This window comes from Roseobacter sp. YIN89 (assembly GCF_057219365.1).
This window is the reverse complement of the sequence record NZ_JBXVVD010000002.1, coordinates 1,243,928-1,263,945: the sequence shown is the minus strand read 5'-3', so window position 1 is coordinate 1,263,945 and position 20,018 is coordinate 1,243,928. Positions and strand designations below refer to the sequence as shown.

The 20,018-nt window shown below is 59.1% G+C and carries 19 protein-coding genes and 2 riboswitches; of the genes, 3 read left to right on the top strand and 16 right to left on the bottom strand.

Annotation, left to right across the window (positions count from 1 at the left end):
* Positions 1 to 18 precede the first annotated feature (18 nt).
* The 9 genes from AC2D8V_RS12475 to cbiT all read right to left on the bottom strand — a co-directional run bounded on the left by AC2D8V_RS12475 (position 19) and on the right by cbiT (position 8,036).
* Positions 19 to 1,158 carry an FIST signal transduction protein gene (locus AC2D8V_RS12475; RefSeq protein WP_484733852.1) on the bottom strand — a complete coding sequence of 380 codons (1,140 nt, stop codon included), beginning with the start codon at positions 1,156 to 1,158 and terminating at the stop codon, positions 19 to 21.
* Positions 1,159 to 1,247: 89 nt separating this feature from the next.
* Positions 1,248 to 1,652, bottom strand: a complete 405-nt coding sequence (locus AC2D8V_RS12470; protein WP_484733851.1) for a globin family protein — start codon at positions 1,650 to 1,652, stop codon at positions 1,248 to 1,250.
* 238 nt (positions 1,653 to 1,890) lie between these two features.
* The gene (gene cobF, locus AC2D8V_RS12465; RefSeq protein WP_484733850.1) at positions 1,891 to 2,637 is read right to left on the bottom strand and encodes a precorrin-6A synthase (deacetylating); all 747 of its coding nucleotides are present in this window, start codon (positions 2,635 to 2,637) and stop codon (positions 1,891 to 1,893) included.
* A gap of 69 nt (positions 2,638 to 2,706) precedes the next feature.
* Positions 2,707 to 3,384, bottom strand: a complete 678-nt coding sequence (locus AC2D8V_RS12460; protein WP_484733849.1) for an energy-coupling factor ABC transporter permease — start codon at positions 3,382 to 3,384, stop codon at positions 2,707 to 2,709.
* Positions 3,385 to 3,441: 57 nt separating this feature from the next.
* Positions 3,442 to 3,621: riboswitch (cobalamin riboswitch) on the bottom strand.
* A 37-nt stretch (positions 3,622 to 3,658) separates the two neighbouring features.
* Positions 3,659 to 4,378, bottom strand: a complete 720-nt coding sequence (cobA, locus tag AC2D8V_RS12455; RefSeq protein ID WP_484733848.1) for a uroporphyrinogen-III C-methyltransferase — start codon at positions 4,376 to 4,378, stop codon at positions 3,659 to 3,661.
* 1 nt (position 4,379) lies between these two features.
* On the bottom strand, positions 4,380 to 5,684 hold the full coding sequence (locus tag AC2D8V_RS12450; protein ID WP_484733847.1) for a cobyrinic acid a,c-diamide synthase CobB: 1,305 nt from the start codon (positions 5,682 to 5,684) through the stop codon (positions 4,380 to 4,382).
* Entirely contained in the window at positions 5,681 to 6,484 is an 804-nt protein-coding gene (gene cobM / locus AC2D8V_RS12445; protein WP_484733846.1) for a precorrin-4 C(11)-methyltransferase, read from the bottom strand. The genes AC2D8V_RS12450 and cobM overlap by 4 nt, the downstream gene beginning before the upstream one ends.
* On the bottom strand, positions 6,481 to 6,858 hold the full coding sequence (locus AC2D8V_RS12440) for a cobalamin biosynthesis protein (protein ID WP_484733845.1): 378 nt from the start codon (positions 6,856 to 6,858) through the stop codon (positions 6,481 to 6,483). Before AC2D8V_RS12440 ends, cobM begins: the two co-directional genes overlap by 4 nt.
* The gene (gene cbiT, locus AC2D8V_RS12435; protein ID WP_484733844.1) at positions 6,840 to 8,036 is read right to left on the bottom strand and encodes a precorrin-6Y C5,15-methyltransferase (decarboxylating) subunit CbiT; all 1,197 of its coding nucleotides are present in this window, start codon (positions 8,034 to 8,036) and stop codon (positions 6,840 to 6,842) included. Before cbiT ends, AC2D8V_RS12440 begins: the two co-directional genes overlap by 19 nt.
* Between cbiT and AC2D8V_RS12430 the strand changes: the two genes are divergently transcribed.
* Entirely contained in the window at positions 8,035 to 8,787 is a 753-nt protein-coding gene (locus tag AC2D8V_RS12430) for a cobalt-precorrin-6A reductase (protein ID WP_484733843.1), read from the top strand. The two genes, cbiT and AC2D8V_RS12430, sit on opposite strands and share 2 nt — an antisense overlap.
* Here AC2D8V_RS12430 and cobJ read toward each other — a convergent pair.
* From cobJ to AC2D8V_RS12395, 7 genes are read right to left on the bottom strand one after another with little or no spacing between them, the layout of a single operon-like run.
* Positions 8,760 to 9,512: a precorrin-3B C(17)-methyltransferase gene (gene cobJ / locus AC2D8V_RS12425; protein WP_484733842.1), complete on the bottom strand. Its 753-nt coding sequence runs from the start codon at positions 9,510 to 9,512 to the stop codon at positions 8,760 to 8,762. The genes AC2D8V_RS12430 and cobJ overlap by 28 nt on opposite strands.
* A complete protein-coding gene (gene cobI / locus AC2D8V_RS12420) occupies positions 9,509 to 10,240 on the bottom strand; it encodes a precorrin-2 C(20)-methyltransferase (protein ID WP_484733841.1) in 732 nt (243 codons plus the stop codon). Before cobI ends, cobJ begins: the two co-directional genes overlap by 4 nt.
* Complete coding sequence (locus AC2D8V_RS12415; RefSeq protein ID WP_484733840.1) at positions 10,237 to 10,866, bottom strand: precorrin-8X methylmutase; 630 nt, start codon at positions 10,864 to 10,866, stop codon at positions 10,237 to 10,239. Before AC2D8V_RS12415 ends, cobI begins: the two co-directional genes overlap by 4 nt.
* Complete coding sequence (locus AC2D8V_RS12410) at positions 10,867 to 12,006, bottom strand: cobalamin biosynthesis protein CobG (protein WP_484733839.1); 1,140 nt, start codon at positions 12,004 to 12,006, stop codon at positions 10,867 to 10,869.
* The gene (gene cobN / locus AC2D8V_RS12405) at positions 12,003 to 15,287 is read right to left on the bottom strand and encodes a cobaltochelatase subunit CobN (RefSeq protein ID WP_484733838.1); all 3,285 of its coding nucleotides are present in this window, start codon (positions 15,285 to 15,287) and stop codon (positions 12,003 to 12,005) included. Before cobN ends, AC2D8V_RS12410 begins: the two co-directional genes overlap by 4 nt.
* An 11-nt stretch (positions 15,288 to 15,298) precedes the next feature.
* Positions 15,299 to 16,354: a cobalamin biosynthesis protein CobW gene (gene cobW / locus AC2D8V_RS12400; protein ID WP_484733837.1), complete on the bottom strand. Its 1,056-nt coding sequence runs from the start codon at positions 16,352 to 16,354 to the stop codon at positions 15,299 to 15,301.
* A gap of 2 nt (positions 16,355 to 16,356) precedes the next feature.
* A complete protein-coding gene (locus tag AC2D8V_RS12395) occupies positions 16,357 to 16,731 on the bottom strand; it encodes a DUF1636 family protein (RefSeq protein ID WP_484733836.1) in 375 nt (124 codons plus the stop codon).
* An 81-nt stretch (positions 16,732 to 16,812) separates the two neighbouring features.
* A riboswitch (cobalamin riboswitch) is annotated at positions 16,813 to 17,011 on the bottom strand.
* A gap of 186 nt (positions 17,012 to 17,197) precedes the next feature.
* Between AC2D8V_RS12395 and AC2D8V_RS12390 the strand changes: the two genes are divergently transcribed.
* Positions 17,198 to 18,646 (top strand): cobyric acid synthase, encoded by a 1,449-nt coding sequence (locus AC2D8V_RS12390; RefSeq protein WP_484733835.1) that lies wholly within the window; start codon positions 17,198 to 17,200, stop codon positions 18,644 to 18,646.
* Positions 18,647 to 18,918: 272 nt separating this feature from the next.
* Positions 18,919 to 20,018, top strand: a 1,100-nt coding sequence (locus tag AC2D8V_RS12385; protein WP_484733834.1) for a hypothetical protein, incomplete at its 3' end; no start/stop codon positions are given.

The following is a 20,018-nucleotide window of genomic DNA, read 5'->3' as shown; positions in this document are numbered from 1 at the left end:
TCGGCTGCCTTTATTTGGTCAGCCGAAGATTATGCAAGAAATCATCAAATTTCCATGACGATTACCTGCCCCCATGATCTTACCTTGTTCGCCAAAGGTGAACGTTCCCAGAAACGGGGCGCCGTCCAGGGCGTCTGAAACGCCGGTGACCACTTCGCCCAGCCGTTGACGTACCGAAAGCATGCAGCCGCCACAATAGACCATCAACGCGCCAGCCACTGCAGACTTCTCGTTGTGGCCCGCCGAGCGGGCTAGCGTCGCCACGCGGCCTGCGCGTTCGATTAAGCCACTTTCTGTTCCTGTCATCTGTGTGAGGACCTCGCCTTCGTGCACAGTCGCAAACAGGTCAAGCGCTCCGTCTTGACCGGCGGCGGCGGGGTGGGCAAGCAAATAGGATGACACGCCGCCGATATCGCTGACCTTGCGCCCGAAAGGATACAAGGTGCTTTCGGACAGAATTGATTGCATCGCTGCGCCACTGGGGTCGATATCAACGTTTGTGCTTGTCCATTCGCGATAGACGTCAAAGGCCGGCCGGTTATCGATCTCCAGGACGCGGCGTCCTTCGACCCGCGTTACGGTGCCCGCCTTGTCTGTTGGGGCGTAGCCGTTGTGGTAGGCGAAAGACACCGGGCCCGATGGAAACATGACGGTGACAATCACTCCCGAGGTACACTTCGCTTCGCGGTCATAAACGAACCAACCGCCGCTTACATCGTTGTCTGCGGCGCTGCCGCCAATAATGGGTACGTCGGGGCCGACAACCGTCTCGATGCCTTCGACAACTTCTTCTTCGGCACCGGGAGTGCAGGAAAGCCAGATCAGTTCGGGGGTTTCACCCAGTCGATCCGCATTGGTCAACGCCGCAAGTGTCGCGTTGCGCGCCGCGCTTTTGGCATCGTCGGTAATGGGTTTCATGGCGGTGCCATATGCACCGTCCGGGTCTTCAATTGCGAAAACGCCGATACCGTCGGTGATACCGTCGCTTGTCATGGCACCCAAGCAAGACGTAGCGCCGTGCACCGCGGCTGACACTTGTTCCAAACCCAGCAAATCTGGATCAATGGCACAATTGCTATGGATCGCCACAAAGTTTGCGTCGGCCAGAACCTTTGTGTCAAAGCCATCGATTAATGCTGAAAATGCGCGAATCTTCATTGCCCAAGCCCTTCGTTTGCAGTTGATATAGCCTGAGTTTGCGCCCGGCTTGGCACGGATTCAGTATAGGCTGGTATACGAAAGGATAGTCACGCCGAATAGGCGGCGCTGATCATTGCTTGTGAAAGCCCACCGTAGACGTCCGTCCACGCGGTTTCGTCTTCAGGCGAGAACTCGGGGCCAAGCAGTTGCTTCATCGTTTTAATCAATGCGGCGCCAACAGAATGATACTGATCGGCTGTGACACCGTAAGACACATGACGGATGGCGAGGTCTCGTGCGGCGGGCAGCAGCGCGTCCGTATCGTCCAGATGATCTACAATAAACCCAAGTGTTTGCATCAGTTTGCGACCTTGCAGTTCAAGGTCTCCGACAAACAGAGGTTTTGTCGATGCGTCCGTGCGGAAGAGGTTCGCATAAAAGGCACGAGCAAATTCGTCAGACAGCGCAGCAGCCTTCGCCCATGAAGTTCTTATACGATCTGCCGATTCCACTACGGTGCCCCCGAGTTCTGCCTGTGAACTTCATAGAATGGGACTTAATAGGGCGCAACGTACAATCCGATGTCAGGCGCTTTCCGCAACGCACATGCTTTCATCAGGTGCAGCGCCCGTGCAAAATTGGCTTGTCGCTTTGAACGTGCAATCCGAATTGCGGATTGCCCAAATTCTGCGAGACGAAAGCTTTGGTAAGCAAGCTTTTGCTCCATCAGCTTGACGGTGAACGCTCGTTTCAGTCCTCAAGCCAGCGCAACATGTAGGTGTCCATGATCCATCCGTGTTGCGCACGAGCTTTCTGACGTATTTGGATGATCTCGTGCGTGACATCGCTAAGGCGGCCATGATGTACGATCTGGTCAGCACTGCCGAGATAGGCGCCCCACCAGATACAAAGCGCGTCACGATTTGGCAGGTCTTGAAAGGAACACTCCCCATCAAGCATCACGATCATTGTCGTCCCGCGAGGGACAGTGTTTGCGTCGCGCAAACGCCGCCCGGTCGTAATTTGAATTGGACCATCTACCGTATTGAGTGGAATGCGATGCGCCGCAGTGAGCGCTTGCACAGCGGTAATGCCGGGCACGACGCGGATGCGTGGTGTCGGGGTCAGGCGTTCGGCGATGCGCATGGTGCTGTCGTATAGCGAAGGATCACCCCAGACCAGCAGTGCGACAGGGCCGCTTTTGTTTGAGTTGGCCAGCGCCGCTTTCCATCTTGCGGCGATCTCGTCATGCCATGCCGCGACACGGTCCTGATACGGCAGAGCGGGATCGCGCTGGGGATAGTCAAAGCTGATTACCTCAGCCTCTGTGCCGCTTTGCGTGATGATATTCTGCCGCAAGTGGGCCAGATCGCTCTTGTCGCACCCCTTGAGCGGCATCAGGATGATTGCGGCTTCCCGCAGTGCTGTCACCCCCTCCAGCGTGACATGCGCCGGACTGCCTGTCCCAATGCCAATAAGCCACAGATCCCGGATCACGTTAGGTCTACCCGCATAAAAAAGCCCGAACCCATAGGGTCCGGGCCGTGTTGGTTTGTTGTTCTCGCGTCAGGTCGCGTGATACAGCCGTGGCGACATGAAGGTTGCGCCTTTGGTGTTGCGCAATGATTTGGCTGCTGCAAGCGCTGCCAAATCGGCAATCGGTTCGATCATAACCACAAGCATGTAAGCCGCACCGAACGTCCAGACAGACTGGAACGTCTCAGCGCCCACACCATTTCCGTAAAACGCCCAGAACGCGACCCAGGCAACAATGCCGCCCTGGTAAACGCCCGACAGCTTAAGCACTTCACCATAGGACAGGTCGACGTAAGCCTTGTTCTGCGGGATCATCCGCGCTGCCAGAGCATGAATGGCAAACAGCGGGACGAGCAGTGTGGTGATGTTGACGAAATACATCGGCAGATCAGTCGGCGAAAAGAAGCTGCCTTGGATAAGTAGACCAAGAGCAAGTCCGATTGCGGCAGGCGCAGCACCCATCAACAGAAGGATCGTCGTGCCGAGGATGAAGTGGACTTCGGAAATACCAACCGGGAAGTGCGGCAACACCTCGAAGAAGATAAATACAGCTGCCGTCGCGCCAAGGCTACGCAGTGCCACCGATGCGACATTGGTCTTTGCAAGATCGGCAAGCGCCAACTTGGCCGTGTAGGCAGCGGCACCTGCGGCTGTGGTATAGGCCAGCGCCATTTTTGCGCCATCAACGACGCCCGGTTCGATATGCATTGCGTATCCTTTCTTTTGATCTGCCCCTCCGGCAGAGGATGTCAGCGGGCTTGTATGCCCAATAATTCTTGCACGGCAGGTCTCCTGACTCGCGGGTCGCTGCGCATGTGGCCCTTCCCGGCGGCTATGCCAGTGGTTATGCCCAAGCGCTCTCCGCTTACAGTTGCGGGGGCAGTCCGGGATTTGCACCCGGTTCCCAAAACGCGCGAACGCGTTACCATGCAAGTTCTTGTATTCCAGTGCCGCACCATTTGAGCAAGAAAATTCTGCTGATTTATGGCTCTGCGAGGGGTCCATAGAGAATGAGGGCAGGGTGTTCGCCGGTTTCATGCGCTAAAATGTCGGAAAGCGAGGCCACCGTGTGACGGGCGATCTTTTGCGCTGGCTGGCTTACGGCTTCTGCCAGAATCGCCGGTGTTTCTGCGGGTAGCCCATGTGCGATGAGTTTGGCGGCCAACTCTGGAAACGTACGTTTACCCATAAAGACAATCGTTGTGGCGGACGGGTCGGCAAGTGCGGCGATATTCACATCTTGCGGCAGAGCGCCGCTAACATCGTGCCCGGTGATAAACTGGATGCGCCGCGCGGTCAGGCGACGGGTGAGAGGAATGCCGAAGGCGGCGGCGGCAGCGCTTGCGGATGTAACACCTGGAACGATCTCATACGCAATGCTCGCGGCCTTCAGTGCTGCCGTCTCTTCTTCGAGGCGACCAAAAATTCCGCTGTCGCCGGATTTAAGCCGTACGACCCGCTGATCCAGCGAAGCGTAATCTACCAGCAGCCGGCTGACATGATCCTGTTTCGGTGATGCGCGCCCGGCGCGTTTGCCGACCCCTACGAGATCGGCACCGGCCTTGGCGTGTTCGAGGATCGGCCCAGCAGACAAGTCATCAAATAGGATTGCATCGGCCTGTTGCAGGCATTTGACAGCGCGCACGGTCAACAGATCCGGATCACCCGGGCCGGAGGAGACGAAACTCACAAACCCCGTCACGCTATTCTTCCTTTGAAATCAGGTGAAAGAATGTGCCGGTGACATTGCCAACCACCGATCCGGTTTCAGGAACAGCGTTGCCATCGGCGTCGGCCACATCCGCGAGCGGCGCGTCTGGCTGGTCGAGTATCGTCGAGTAATGGAACTCGTGACCGCGTAGTGCCACGCCCGCGTCGTGCCCGGGCAGCGTGCTTTTCAAAACGGCGCGGCGGTATCCAAGGTGAAATTTACGCTTTTCATAGGACGTAACGAGACCAAGCAGTCCGGCCATTTGGTGGCGCGCGCCTTCCTTGTCAATCAATGCGCTGCCAAGTGCCATGTAGCCTCCACACTCGCCGTGAACCGGACGGGTCTGTGCATGTTTCAGCAAGCCTGCGCGAAAATTTTGCGCTGCCGCAAGAGTACCTGCATGCAACTCGGGATAGCCGCCCGGCAACCACACCAGATCGGCATCAGGGGCGGGAGCCTCGTCGTTCAGGGGTGAAAAAGGTAAGATCTCTGCCCCGGAACGGCGCCATGCGTTCAGAAGGTGGGGGTAGGTAAAGCTGAACGCGGCATCCCTTGCCAGCGCAATGCGCTGGGCGGGCGGTGCCAGAGGTGCCGCAGCTTCGGGCAGCGGATTACCCTGCGCTGCCGCCTTGATCGCGGCAAGGTCAACATTTTCACGCAAAAACTCTGCGTATCCCGCGATAGCGGCATCAAGATCGGGATGCTCAACCGCTTGGATCAACCCGAGGTGTCGCTCGGGCAGAGCGAGATCGCCGCGCCTTGGGAGAACGCCCAAAACTGGTAACCCGGCCCGGTCCATACCAAGTCGGGTCAGACGCTCATGCCGGGGCGACGCCACACGGTTCAGGATCACTCCGGCAAATGGCAGGTTGGGTTGGTAATTGCGAAAGCCCAAGGCTGTTGCGGCGGCAGATTGCGCTTGCCCGCCGACGTCGAGCACCAAAACGACGGGCCAGCCCATGGCCGCCGCTGTCTCGGCGCTGCTACCGAAACCCTGCTGGCCGCGTGTTGCGACACCGTCGAACAGCCCCATGGAGCCCTCGCCGACGCAGATGTCTGCGCCTGAGGCCTGTGCCGCGATTGTCCGCCACAAGTCGGGCCCCATGGCCCAGCCATCAAGGTTGAAACTGGCTCGCCCGCAGGCGGCCTGATGGAAGGCGGGGTCGATGTAATCCGGTCCGGATTTGAACGGTTGCACGGCCATGCCATCATCGGCCAAAGCGCGCAACAGGCCCAGCATGACTGTCGTCTTTCCGGTGCCGGAAGACGGCGCGGATACCATCAAACCCTTGGTCATGATGCGTCCTCGCTTTCAGGTGTCCAACCGGCCCACGGGGAGGCCGCTGACTGCGGGCGGTAGCGCCGGTCATAATCGACCGCGTAAAGGCAGCTTTCATCAAAACCCTCACCGGCGAGTGCGGGCCCTACCAGTATCAGTGCTGTGCGTGTGATGTCCGCATCCAGTTTCTGTGCAATCGTCGAAAGCGTTGCCCGGATAATTTTTTGGTCGGGCCAGGTGGCGCGGAAAACCACCGCTACCGGGCAGTCTGTGCCGTAGTCCGGGGTCAGATCTGCGACTACCTTGTCAATATTCTGGATCGACAGATGGATCGCCAAAGTGGCGCCCGTGGCCGCAAAGTTGGTTAAGGTTTCTCGTTCCGGCATGGATGAGGCGCGCCCCGGCGTCCGCGTGAGAACCACCGATTGCCCGAGCCCCGGCAAGGTCAGTTCGGTGCCAAGAGCAGCCGCCGCCGCCGCGAAGGCTGGAACGCCCGGTGTGACCGAAACGGGAATGCCCAAGTCACGCAAGCGCCGCATCTGTTCGCCCATGGCAGACCACACCGACAAATCCCCGGAATGGAGCCTTGCGACGTCGTGACCGGCGCCATGCGCTTGCTCTATCTCGGCGATGATCTGGTCAAGGTTCATCGGTGCGGTGTTGATGATGCGTGCATCAGGGGGGCAATGCGCCAGTATTGCTTCGGGGACAAGGGAGCCCGCGTACAGGCAAACTGGGCAACTGGCGATAATGTCACGACCTCTGAGTGTCAGAAGGTCGGGTGCGCCAGGGCCTGCGCCGATGAAGTGTACGGTCATGAGTTTTTTCCTTGCGCCAAGGCACAGGTTGCCAGCCTGTCGGCAGATTCTACGCGCGCCTGCAGCAATACAGCGCCGGGGCCAGCGGCGGCAAGTGCCGATGCCTCGGCAACCGAACCGGTGCGCCTTGTCTGCATCGATCTTGTCGACTGGGTCTGTGTTTCGATGTTTTCCAATTGGGCGGCAGGCACCGGGTGAACCGGAACGCTGTGAATCCGAGCCAGCGCGCCTACCAGTGCCGTCTTATCTGTTGGTGTGGCGAATGCGTGTACCTCATACACCTCGGTCGCGCGTCGCAGCGCATCGGCAAGGCTGTCTAAGCTTGCGCGTGTCGAAAATCCGAAACCGGCGACGATCACAGCACGCAACTCCACTGAATGAGAGGGTAGGCGGCCTTCCAGCCTCGCTTTGTGCCGATGGGAACGCTTTGGGAGATATCAACGCGCAGCAAGTCTCCCCCCAAGCTGGCTTGTGCCTGTTCAAGCAGGGATTGCGATTCCAGCGTCACCGCATTGGCTACGATCCGCGTGCCAGCGGGCAGGTTAGCCACGTCATCCATCAAATCTTTGGTAAGGCCGCCGCCAATGAAGACCACATCAGGCGCTTCAAGCTCTGACAGAATTTGCGGGGCCGAACCCTGAACAATAGTAACACGATCGGCTCCGAGACGGTCAGCGTTCGAACGGATCAACGCAATGCGATCCGCGCGCGGTTCAATACAGGTTGCCCGCGTGCCGGGATGCGACAGCAACCATTCAACGGCAATACTGCCTGATCCGCTGCCGATATCCCACAGGTGTTCAAACGGTTGTGGCGCAAGGGCGGAAAGCGTCAATGCGCGGATTGGTCGTTTGGTCATCACGCCGTCTGTTTCAAAAAGCGTATCAGGCAACCCCGAAGCCTGCGGTACCACGTTGCCGTTGCCGGCCACCTCTACCGCAGCGCAGACCGGATGTTGGGGCGCCGGACGATCCCATTCATCCGCTGTGGCGTCGGCGCGCGTTTCCCGCGGACCACCAATTGCGGAAAAAATCGCGACGTGTGAGGCACCAAAACCAGTGTCCTTCAGAAACTGCATCAGATCCCGCACCGCGTCGCCGTCCCGCAAAAGTACGGTCATCCGCTGTCCGGGTGCGAGTGTCGGGCGCAGGCGGGTCAGCGGAGCGGCATGAAGCCCCATGCAAATTGTTTTTTCGATGGGCCATCCCATGCGCGCAGCGACAAGCGAAAAGGTCGATTTGCCGGGGAACGCCTGCCAGTCGGTCGGTGCCAGTCGTTGAACAACAGTGCTGCCGGCGCCGAACCAAAACGGGTCTCCCGATACCAGCATAGCGACCTTTTTGCCTCTTAGCGCCAGCAGATCTTCTACGCCGCGCGCAAACGGGACGGGCCATTCTACAATTTTGGCGTTTAGTGGCGGGAGCAATGACAGATGCCTTGGCGGACCCATGATGATTTCTGCCGTATCCAGCGCCGATCTGCTTGCGTGGCAAAGCCCATCTGGGCCATCTTCGCCTAGACCGATGATCGACAGCCACGGACATTCAGCCATGACGCAACCCCTTTTGATCCTTGGCGGCACCACCGAGGCAGCAGCTTTGGCGCGGCAGGCATCCAATGCTGGCATCAAGGCTGTTGTTTCGTTGGCAGGACGCGTCAACGCGCCAGCCCGCCAGCCCCTGCCAGTGCGCGTTGGTGGATTTGGCGGCGTGGATGGACTTGCCGCTTACCTCCGTGCGGAGGGTTTTCGCGCGGTTGTCGATGCTACCCACCCGTTTGCCGCGCAGATGAGCCGCAATGCGGTCGCCGCCTGTGCGAAAGTGGAAATCCCACTCTTGGCGTTGACACGTGCCGCGTGGCAGGAAACCGAAGGTGACAAATGGACTTCGGTGCCCGACATCCCGGCTGCCGTACGAGCCTTGTGCGGTCCGCACCGGCGCGTTTTTCTGGCGGTCGGCAGGCAGCACCTGCCCGACTTTGCGCCGAACGCGCAGCATTACTACCTGTTGCGTGTCGTTGACGGCATGGACACGCCGCCTTTCCCCGATTGCGAGGTTATCACGGCGCGCGGGCCGTTCTCTGCCGACGCAGACGAAAGCCTTTTGCGATCGCACGGCATTGACGTCGTGGTGTCGAAGAACTCTGGCGGCAACGGTGCGGCAGCAAAGATCGTCGCGGCGCGGCGGCTGGGGCTTCCGGTGATCATGATTGACCGCCCGCAACTGCCTGCGCGCCGCGAAGCGCACAGCGTTGACGAGGTTATGCGCTGGATCGGTCATCCTGCTGCGGATCTCGGCGTATAGATTATTGGTGATCCGACCCGGTCGATGATACGGGTCGCGGCGTTACCGACCAGCACGACGGTGCGCATGTCCGCCATTTCCGGTGTGCACTGCGACAAGGGCACGACACGTATCGATTGTTCAGGTGTGCTTACCGCGCGCGCAAATATTACCGGGCGGTCGTCGCCGCAGACCTCGTTAAGGATCGCCAGAGTTTTGACAAACCCTTCCGGGCGCGATTTTGAGCGCGGATTGTAAAATGCCATGGCGAAATCACCAACGGCAGCACAGCGCAAACGTTTTTCGATCAACGCCCACGGTTTGAGGTTGTCGCTCAGATTGATTGCGCAAAAATCATGACCCAGCGGGGCACCTGCGGCGGCAGCGGCTGCAAGCATTGCTGTTATGCCTGGGAGTACCCGTACATCAAGTGCGCGCCACGTTTCAGGGCCTGTTTCCATAGCCTCGAAAACAGCGGATGCCATGGCAAAGACGCCGGGATCACCGGAAGATACGACCACAACCGTTTTGCCTGCTTCTGCCAGAGCCAGCGCGTGCTGCGCGCGCTCCAGTTCAACCCTGTTGTCCGAAGGGTGCAGCGTAAGGCCCGGGCGCTCAGTGACGCGCGCGACGTAAGGGATGTAGCCCACGACGTCTGTCGCTTGTGCCAGCGCATCCGAAACTTCCGGTGTGACGAGCGTGTCGCTACCTGGTCCGAGGCCCGCGATGATGACCGAACCACTCATGGTCGCCGTCCCTGACCGTGCACAATAATGATGGAAAAGTACGGGGTAACCTTTCCCTCTGCGTCTGACAGTTTTTGCACCGTTTGGTTTGGCATGGACGCGTATTCCACCAGCCAAGCCGCCTCAAACCGCCCGGCTTCGCGCAAGGCAGCGCGGATCTTGTCGATGTTGCGTCCGATCTTCATGATAATCAGGGCGTCTGCCTGCTTCATCTGTGTGACCAGCGTCTCTTGCGGCAGCGTTCCCATCAGCGTCGTCATGACATCGTCACCCCAAGTCACCGGCTCTGCTGTGGCTGTCCACGCAGCCGACATGCCTGTAATTGCCGGGACAACTTCGATCGGGCAGTCGGCGCGCAAACGGGTGTAAAGATGCATGAATGACCCGTAGAAAAACGGATCACCTTCCGACACGATGATGACGTCGAGGCCTTTCCGGGAAAGGGCGCGCAATCGTTCGGCACTTTCAGTGTAAAAGGCAGACAGGATCTGGTTGTAGCGTGGGTCTGTTAGCGGAATTTCGGTCGTTACGGGGTATTCCATCGCGATTTCCACGACGTCAGAGCGTAGCATGGTGCCAAGGATCTGCCGCGCCTGTCCGGTGCGGCCGGCTTTGCGGAAAAAGGCGACATGAGATGCCTGTCGCAGCAATCGATCGGCCTTGACTGACATTAATTCGGGATCACCCGGGCCAAGGCCCACACCCCAGATCGTACCGTTCTTTGTCATTCTGCGCGGCTCGCAATCGCGTTAATCGCAGCCACAGTGATCGCGCTGCCTCCCAGACGGCCTTCAACGATGCAACAGGGCACAGGTTGATCCGCCCAGAGTGCGTCCTTGCTTTCTTTCGCCCCGACAAAGCCGACGGGGCAACCGATGATCGCAGCGGGGCGCGGGCATGCGGGGTCTTGAAGCATGTTGAGCAGGTGGAACAGCGCAGTTGGAGCGTTACCGATTGCGACCAAGGCACCTTCAAGGCGCGGGCGCCAGTGTTCCAGTGCTGCCGCAGATCGTGTATTGCCAAGCTCGCGCGCCAATTCGTGGATGCCCTCTGCGTGTAATGTGCAGATGACGTCATTCTCTGCTGGCAACCTTGTGCGGGTCACGCCTTCTGACACCATTCGTGCGTCGCAAAAGATCGGCGCTCCGTTCGCCAAAGCACGTCGCGCGGCGACAGCAAAGCCCGTCGAAAACCGTATGTGTTTTTCAAGCCCCACCATTCCGGCGGCATGTATCATGCGAACCGCGATAGGCTCTTCGTCATCATCGAATTGGGCGAGATCCGCTTCGGCCCGGATGGTCGCAAAGCTTTCCTTGTAGATTGCAGCACCGTCTTTTTCGTATTCGTAAAGCATTTAAAGGGTCTCGATCATGGCAGAGATTTCGGTGGTGGATATCTGTGTCACTTGCGGCGTGTCACACGTTGTTCCGTTGCGCACAAGATCAAAGCTGCCGTCCCGCCCCACGAGCGTAATGGCCGCGGGTTTTGCGTGGGCACAGCCTTTCACGCAGCCGGAAACGTGCAATCCGCCTTTTACCCGTGGTGCCAGTTGGCGCGCCAGATCAAGTGTCGACACGCTGGCCTGAGGGCAAAAGGGCGCGCCGGGGCAGGCGTGTGCAGACATCAACGGGTGATCCGGCTCGAAAATAAAAGGGCCGCTGCTCAACCCTGTCCCATTGAGCAAGGCAAGGCGCCTTTTGGTCATCAGCCGAATGCTTTCTGCCTTGCTTTCGGTCAGCGCAATGCGCAGGGCGTCTGTTTCAAGTTTTCCGAACGGAATCCCTACGATCTGCGCCTGATTGTGCCAGCCGATCAAGCTGCCGCTCGCGGCGGATGCTCCGGGTGTTGCGCACCATGCTTCGGGCAAGCGAGCGCCAGTTGCGAGATGGCGCGCCATGCGCCCTGTGCGCATCCCACCCGTTTCGACAAACCAGTGTGCCATCTCTTTAATCGCGTCGGTCACATGGCTTGTATCGCCATCAAGAGGCCATCCGTGGTCGCTGCCATCTGCGCGCAAGATCACCTGACCAGTTATACCTTCAATGCGAAAATCAGCCGATGCGTCCTGCAATTGCAGTATCCCTGTGGTGTCCAGCGCAAAGCCCATCTTGCCGGGCAAATCGGGCAAGTCGGGCAGGATGGAAACAATCGCATCATGTAGCTGATACGTGAGATCATCTTGTTGCCAGTCAAAGGGCATCAGGATGTTGCGATGACGCTCGACTTTTTCTGATTGGTCCAGCAAGTCAAGCGCGGCGAGTGCGCTTATCACATCTGGATGAGAGGCTTCGCGAACACCGCGAATTTGCACGTTCGCGCGCGATGTAAGATCCAAAACGCCGTTGCCGAATTTGTCGGAAATGTCGCAGAGTGCGAAGGCTTGATCACGCGTTACCTCCGCGCGAAAGGGTCGGACGCGCACCACGAGCCCGTCGCCCGACTGCATGGGGCGAAGCGCGCCGGGGCACCACCCTTTCACGACGGGCGCAGTCATGTTGCAGCCTCTAGAAGTGCCTGTGTTGAATTGCGCCGTGATTGCCACAACCCGGCCTCTTGCAACGCGCGGAACCGGTCACGCATCGCCGCGTATGCTTCGGGGTTCGCTTCCTTCAGAAACGCTTCGGTTTCCGGATTGCCCAGTGTGGCATCAAGATAAATGTCAAATAAATGCGGCCCCACGACCTGAGCTAAATGTGCAAACGCTGCAAGGTGATCGAGGGTCGCGGCAATTTCTGCGGCACCACGAAAGCCATGCGCTCGCATGCCTGCGACCCAGTCGGGGTTGCCGGCACGCGCTTGCACCACGCGCGCGATTTCTTCTTGTAGTGCGCGGGCTCTTGGGCGTGTCGGGTCTGTGTTGTCGAGATGGTACAACGCAGCTTGACCGCCAACGGCCGCCTGTGCCGCGGCAAAACCGGCTTCATGCGCTGCGTAGTCACTTGCGAGCAGAAGGTCTGTTTCCGGCAAATCCTGCAGATGCACAAAGGCATCGGCCTGTGCAACAAGATGGCGGATGCCTTCCTCGTCGCGTGTTGCGGTGTCACCGTCAAGCGCCCAAGCCGACGCGGCCAGCCATGCCTCGCCTGCCGCGTGACGGGCTTCGGGTGTGTAGTCGTCCATCGTGCCGCTCATGCCAAGCCCAAAGCTCCCGGGCTTGGGCCCATAGACGCGCGGTTCTGCGTCGCGGCCTGAAAAGGGATTCCAGTCCAGCGACTCGTCTCGTGCCGCGAGCGCGCGGGTCGCTTGCGTAAACAGCGTGGACAGCGTCGGGAACACATCGCGAAACAGGCCGGACACGCGCAGCGTTACGTCTATACGGGGTCTATCCAGCTCTGTTATCGGCAATATTTCTATACCCGAAACCCTTTCAGAGCCTTTGTCCCACTTGGGTCTGACCCCCAGCAAGTGCAGTGCCATTGCAAATTCTTCGCCGGCAGTACGCATTGTGGCTGATCCCCACAGATCGACGATCAGACCTTGCGGCCAATCGCCTTCATCCTGCAAATGGCGTCGCACAAGTTCTTCGGCCAGTTTTACGCCCTGTGCATAGGCGGCCTTGGTCGGCACTGCGCGCGGATCGGTGGTAAAAAGGTTGCGGCCTGTCGGCAAAACATCGCGCCGTCCGCGGTAGGGTGAGCCTGACGGGCCAGCCGCGATCCGCTTGCCGTCAAGAGCATCGCGCAGCGCGGTTCTTTCAGCTTGCGCACTGTGGGTAATGTCTGGCGTCTCGTCGTCGGGCTGGCCCCAAATGTGCAACCCCTCTCCGAACTGGCTTTCTTTGATGTCGCAAACAAACCGGTCAATGCGAGTAATCGCCTCGGCTGTCGAACTGGCGCGGTCCAGCCCGAGGTCATTTTCGACGCCAAGCAATTGCGCTTCGTTTCGGATGTCAGCCTGCAGGCGGTCGCGACGTTTCGGGTCCAGACCATCTGCGTTTGAAAACTCGTCTAGCAGTGCTTCGAGCGAAGCAAACCGGTCGGGTGCTGTGCTGTCGCGCATCGGTGGCGGTACGTGCCCCAGTGTTACGGCACCAATGCGGCGCTTTGCCTGTGCCGCTTCGCCCGGATCATTGACGATAAACGGATAAATTACCGGTAGCGCCCCGACTAACACCTCAGGCCAGCAGGCATCCGACAAGGCGACGGATTTTCCGGGCAGCCATTCAAGAGTGCCGTGGGCCCCGATGTGAACCAACGTATCTACTTGTTGTTGCAACCACAGATAAAAGGCAACGTAGCCGTGGCGAGGGGTGCGCGACAAATCGTGATAGTCGTCTTCGCGCTGGGCGACTGTGCCGCGTTCGGGTTGCAAGGCCACGATAGCCTTACCAAGCCTGAGCACATTAAAGCGGAATGCACCATCTGCCACGGCGCTGTCCTGTTCGGGTGCCCCCCACGCTTCGTGCAGATCGCGTTGCAACGGGGCTGGCAACCGGGCGAGCCAGTTTTTGTATTCGTTGAGGCACAGCGTTTCGTCACTGGCAAGCAGGCGGTGCTCGAAGGCTGGTGGCGGTGGTTCTACGTCGTATCCGTCATCTGCGAGATCAGCGAGGATAGCCCGTGCGGATGCCGGCGCATCCAGACCGACCGCGTGGCCCATGTTCCAATCCTTGCCCGGATAGGTTGACAGCAAGAGCGCGGGGCGTCGATCCGCTCTTGGTTTGGCCGCCAAGGCGAGCCAACTTGTGACCCGCGATACCAGTGCCTGCACGCGCGCGTGGTCGGGGCGGTGCGCGAAACGCGCAAATTGCAGTGTTTCGTCCTTCTGGCCCGGTTCTTTAAAACTTACCGCGCCGCCCATGATGCGACCGTCAACTTCAGGCAGGACCACATGCATCGCAAGATCTGCAGGAGACAGCCCGCGATCGGAGTCTTTCCATGCATCGCGTGTACTTGTGGCCAACGCCACCTGAAAAACCGGCATATTGCCTGCGTCAAGCGGGGATCTGCCATCCACCCCTTTGCCGCTGAAGGCTGTTGCGTTGACGATTGCGTGCGGGGCGTATGCGGATACCTGCCGGCGTAGCCATCCGGCTGCTTCGGGCGCTTTCAGCGAGGGCGCATAGAGTGCGCGGACATGGAACCCATTTGCGCGAAAGGCGGACATCATTGCCTCGATGGGGGCGAGATCTGCCGAGACGAGGTAGGATCGGTAAAAGACCACGAGAATGCGGTGTTGACGCGGATCGGTAGGTATCTCGGCGCAGGGACAGCAGACGCCGGTATCTGCAGACCACGCGCCAACAAGTGGCAGATCCTTGGTACCGCGTACCGGAGATGCATAAAGGCCCGCAGCAAGCGCAAGCTGTGCAAGCGCTGCTTGTGCCGCGACCGCGCCCCCTGTGTCACATAAATGCGCAAGCCGGCGCAGCGTCGAGACGGGCAGATTCGAGCACGCGTCAAGCCGTGTGTCGACACGCCCGTCGGCAGGCAGCACCGCAAGAGCGATGCCTTTTTCCTGTGCCAGCGCCATCACTTGCTGCAAACCATAGTCCCAGTAAGGCACGCCACCGATCAAGCGTATGAGGATGCCTTTTGCGCCGCTCAATGTCTGCTCGACATAGGTGTCAACCGAAAGCGGGTGTCGCAATGCTGTCAAGTTGGCGAGACGTACTGTCGGCAAACCTTGTTGCCCGCGGCGCCAGCCTTCCGCGAAAGCGCCGAGATCACTGTCAGAGAAAGATAGCACCACAAGGTCGGCAGGGCTTTGACCCAAATCGACCGGCGTGCTGTCTGCCTCGTCCAGACCGTGGCTTTCGCGAAAAACGACGTGCATCGCTTTGCGTCCTACTCCGCAGGTTCGGTGGCCGGGGCCAGAACGTTCAAAATGTCATTGGTGACCACGTCGTCATGCTCTGCGATGACCACCAGACGCCCTTTGCGCGCTTCGCCGGGGGCCCAAGGGCGGTCATATTGGTGCCGCACACGAGCGCCGACAGCCTGAACGAGCAGGCGCATGGGCTTGCCGCTGACGGCCGCGTACCCTTTGACGCGCAATATATTCTGATCGCGCGCGAGAGTTTCGATCCGCTGAACAAGCTCTGCAGGATCCTGCACTTCGGGGATGTCGATGACAACGGAATCAAAGTCTTCATGATCATGGTCGTGGGGAGCATCATGATGAGAGGGGCGGGCGTCCATATTGTCTTCGGCTGCGGCTTCGAGCCCGAGGATGACGCGCGGATCAACCACGCCCTCGATCACCTCGACAACAGGCAAGGCTCGCGGCGCTTCTGCAGCGATGATCGATTTTGCCTTGGCTATCCCTTCTGAACCGGCCAGATCCGCTTTGGTCAGCAGGATGATGTCCGCGCAAGATATCTGGTCTTCGAACACTTCGGAAAGGGGCGTTTCGTGGTCGAGGCCTTCGTCTGCGAGCCGCTGGCGGTCAACCGCATCTACATCTGGTGCAAAGCGACCTGCTGCGACGGCTTCGGCGTCGGCGAGGGCGATGACGCCATCCACAGTAATCCGCGAACGGATATCGGGCCAGTCGAACGCTTTGAGAAGCGGTTTTGGCAAGGCAAGGCCAGAGGTTTCAATTAGGATGTGATCGGGGCGCGGATCAAGCGCCATGAGGGCTTCGACCGTTGGGATGAAATCGTCTGCGACCGTGCAGCAAATACATCCGTTTGCCAATTCGAGAATATTTTCTGCGGGGCAGTTGGGTATCGCGCAGCTTTTGAGAATGTCGCCGTCCACACCTACGTCGCCGAATTCGTTGACGATCACAGCCAGCCGCTTGCCGCCGGGGTTTTTCATCAGGTGCGAGATAAGGGTGGTTTTGCCAGCGCCGAGAAACCCGGTGATCACGGTGACGGGGAGTTTTGCAAGATCAGTCATTCTTATTCAGCCTTTTCGGTCAGTGGCGGTACACGGGCCACGCAGTTGCGTTTGAAGTGTTCTGGGCGTTGTCGCCAGGGGATCAATCCGTCGGTTGTCGCTTGATACAGTGCAGCACCTTCCAGCAGCATGTCCGGATGCGACATCTCATCGACGTTGCCGTACACATACGTCCACCGATCGCCGCCACGCATGGCAACCGTGCAGCCGGCTTCGCAGTTTTGCAGGCATTCCACAGGTGTCACTGTCAATCCCTTCGGGATCGCCCGTGACATGATTTCGTCGTACAAAGCTTGCCCGGGGCGCCGTTCATCCTCCGGTATCTCTTGTGTCTTGCGGCACTTAACGCAGATCAATAGCTCGGCAGGCGTGCTCATCTTCAGTCTCCATCCATGAAGGGGTGCGCGCGGGCAGCAGCGCAGGCGCTGCTTGTCCGAGCCCGAAACACCCCGTCCGGTTCGTCAGTCCAACGGCTGGCAGGTCTCCCGGCTTGCGGATTCGGGCCTGAGCCCATGGTCCCCTGCCTTCCCGGCGTATGCCAGTGGCGATGGGGCCCTTTCCGTTTAACGGTCGCGGGGGCGGCTGTGCCCGGCGCATCATGCGCTACACATTCCCTTTTCACCTGCTTTCGCAGGCACCAGCTTGAGACGACATGCTGTCAAAATGCCGGCTCTGTCAAGCGACCGCTGGCAGTTGCTGTCCAATCTTGTGCTTTGCCTCCTAACGGCGACGAACACCTTGCATGAGCGGCAAAGATATCGAACAAAGATGCGCGGGACAGTTCCAGGTACATGAAACGACTTTTCTGAATGGCTGGCACAAGCCAGATCGGCGGTGGGTGCAATGAATGCGGTGATGATACAAGGCACGGGGTCGAACGTGGGAAAATCCATGCTCGTTGCCGGTTTGTGCCGTGCTGCGCGACGGCGGGGACTGTCTGTTGCGCCTTTCAAGCCTCAGAATATGTCGAACAACGCGGCCGTCGCAGGCGACGGAGCCGAGATCGGTCGTGCTCAGGCGTTACAAGCTTTGGCGAGCGGGCTATCGCCGCATGTGGACATGAATCCGGTTCTGTTAAAGCCGGAGACCGACATAGGCGCGCAGGTTGTCGTGCAAGGCAAGCGCCTTGCAACGGTACGCGCCCGTGAATATGCCAAACTCAAGCCGCAGCTGCTAGGTGCAGTACTTGAAAGCTTTAATCGACTGCGCGCGTGCCACGACCTTGTGATCGTCGAGGGGGCCGGAAGCCCGGCCGAAGTTAATCTGCGTGCAGGCGACATTGCAAATATGGGTTTTGCCGAGGCCGCAGATATCCCGGTTGTTTTGTGTGGTGACATCGACCGCGGCGGGGTCATCGCGCAAATCGTGGGCACTCAGGCAGTGGTGGACGAGAGTGACAGGGCTCGTATCAAGGGGTTCATCATAAACAAGTTCCGCGGGGATGTTTCGCTTTTTGATGACGGTTATAGGCTTATTGAGGAAAGAACCGGCTGGCGCGGATTTGGTGTTGCGCCATGGTTTGATGACGCATGGCGCCTGCCGGCCGAAGATGCGCTGGACATCCAGAGCGAGGCTGACGCGGGGGGCCTCCACGTGGTGTGTTTGCGGCTGTCCCGAATTGCAAATTTCGACGACATGGACCCGTTGATGCAGGAGCCGGGAGTACGTGTGACGATGCTGGAGGCCGGTCGCGCGATACCGGGGGACGCGGATGTGGTCGTGATACCGGGGTCAAAGTCTACGCGTGCTGACCTTGATTTCGTGCGGGCTCAAGGGTGGGATATCGATTTGCGCGCACATCACCGCCGTGGAGGCCATATTCTGGGCATCTGCGGCGGCTATCAGATACTGGGCAAAGACGTGGCCGATACGCAGGGCATCGAAGGCCCTGTCGGTGCGACGCCCGGGCTTGGGCTACTTGATGTGTGTACGTCCATGGAGGGCGACAAAAGTCTTCGAGAGGTTGAAGCTTTCAGCCCTGTTCTGTTGCAGGATTTTCAGGGATACGAGATTCACATCGGTCGCACCCACGGGCCGGATTGCGCGAGGCCTTTCGCGCGCATTGCGGGGCGCTCTGATGGTGCCGTATCGCCGGATGGACGCATCATGGGGAGCTATTTGCACGGCATGTTCTCTCATGATGGGTTTCGCTCGGCGTGGCTGAGACGGATGGGGGGTGCGGCATCTACATTGCACTACGCGCAAGAGGTGGACGCCACGCTTGACGCGCTCGCAATGCATCTGGAAAAGCATCTCGACGTGGCCGAATTGCTGGCCCTTTCGGGGGTTTGAGCCGTATCCAACCAGCGCATTCCCTTGTGGGGTTCAGAGCCATTTTACACAATCGGGGAAATCCTTTTGGAGTTTCCCCCTTATGAAACAATTGCCTCACCCTTAAGTGTTTGTTCACCCGATAGGAGGCAAAAGGCCACAATCTTGCCGTTATTAATCATGAAATGCGGCCAGATATGGACAAAATTGTGGCAAAGGTGCATATGCCGAATGTTGATGTGTAACGAGTTTGGTACCGGCGCAGTACTCACCGCGCGCCGAAGGATGATTTTATGAGACAGAATAGACTTTTTGCTTCCACATCGGTCTTGGTGCTTGGTGCGGTTTTTGTTGGGACAGTGCCAACCGGGGCGCATGCCTTGGTACGTGGCGAAGATCTTCAGCAGTGTACGATGGAAAACGCGAGCGCGTTGATCGACAATCAACGATATACGGATTTGTGCGGTTGCGAGACGATTGACGAGCAATTCCTGACGTATGTCCAGCAACATCCAAATTACCTGGAACTGCTTGAGCAATCGGGCGAAGCATGCCCCGATCTTGCGCTGTTGCTGACAGACGTTGCGACAGCGTCTATCGCGGATGATGACGAACGTCCCGATGCGGCAAATGAACGTGGTGAGACACCCGTTGGCAATGGACAACCCGGTGACGATACCGGTGACGACACCGGCGATGATACCGGTGACGACACTGGCGACGATACTGGCGACGACACTGGCGACGATACCGGTGATGACACTGGCGACGACACTGGCGACGATACCGGTGATGACACTGGCGACGACACTGGCGACGATACCGGTGATGACACTGGCGACGACACTGGCGACGATACCGGTGATGACACTGGCGACGATACCGGTGACGACACTGGCGACGATACCGGTGACGACACCGGCGACGATACCGGTGACGACACTGGCGACGATACCGGTGACGACACCGGCGATGATACCGGTGACGACACTGGCGACGATACTGGCGACGACACTGGCGACGATACCGGTGATGACACTGGCGATGATACCGGTGACGACACTGGCGACGATACCGGTGATGACACTGGCGATGATACCGGTGACGACACTGGCGACGATACCGGTGACGATACCGGTGACGACACTGGCGATGATACCGGTGACGACACTGGCGATGACACTGGCGATGATACCGGCGACGACACCGGTGATGACACTGGCGATGATACCGGTGATGACACTGGCGACGATACCGGTGATGACACTGGCGACGATACCGGTGACGACACTGGCGACGATACCGGTGACGACACCGGCGATGATACCGGTGACGACACTGGCGACGATACTGGCGACGACACTGGCGACGATACCGGTGATGACACTGGCGA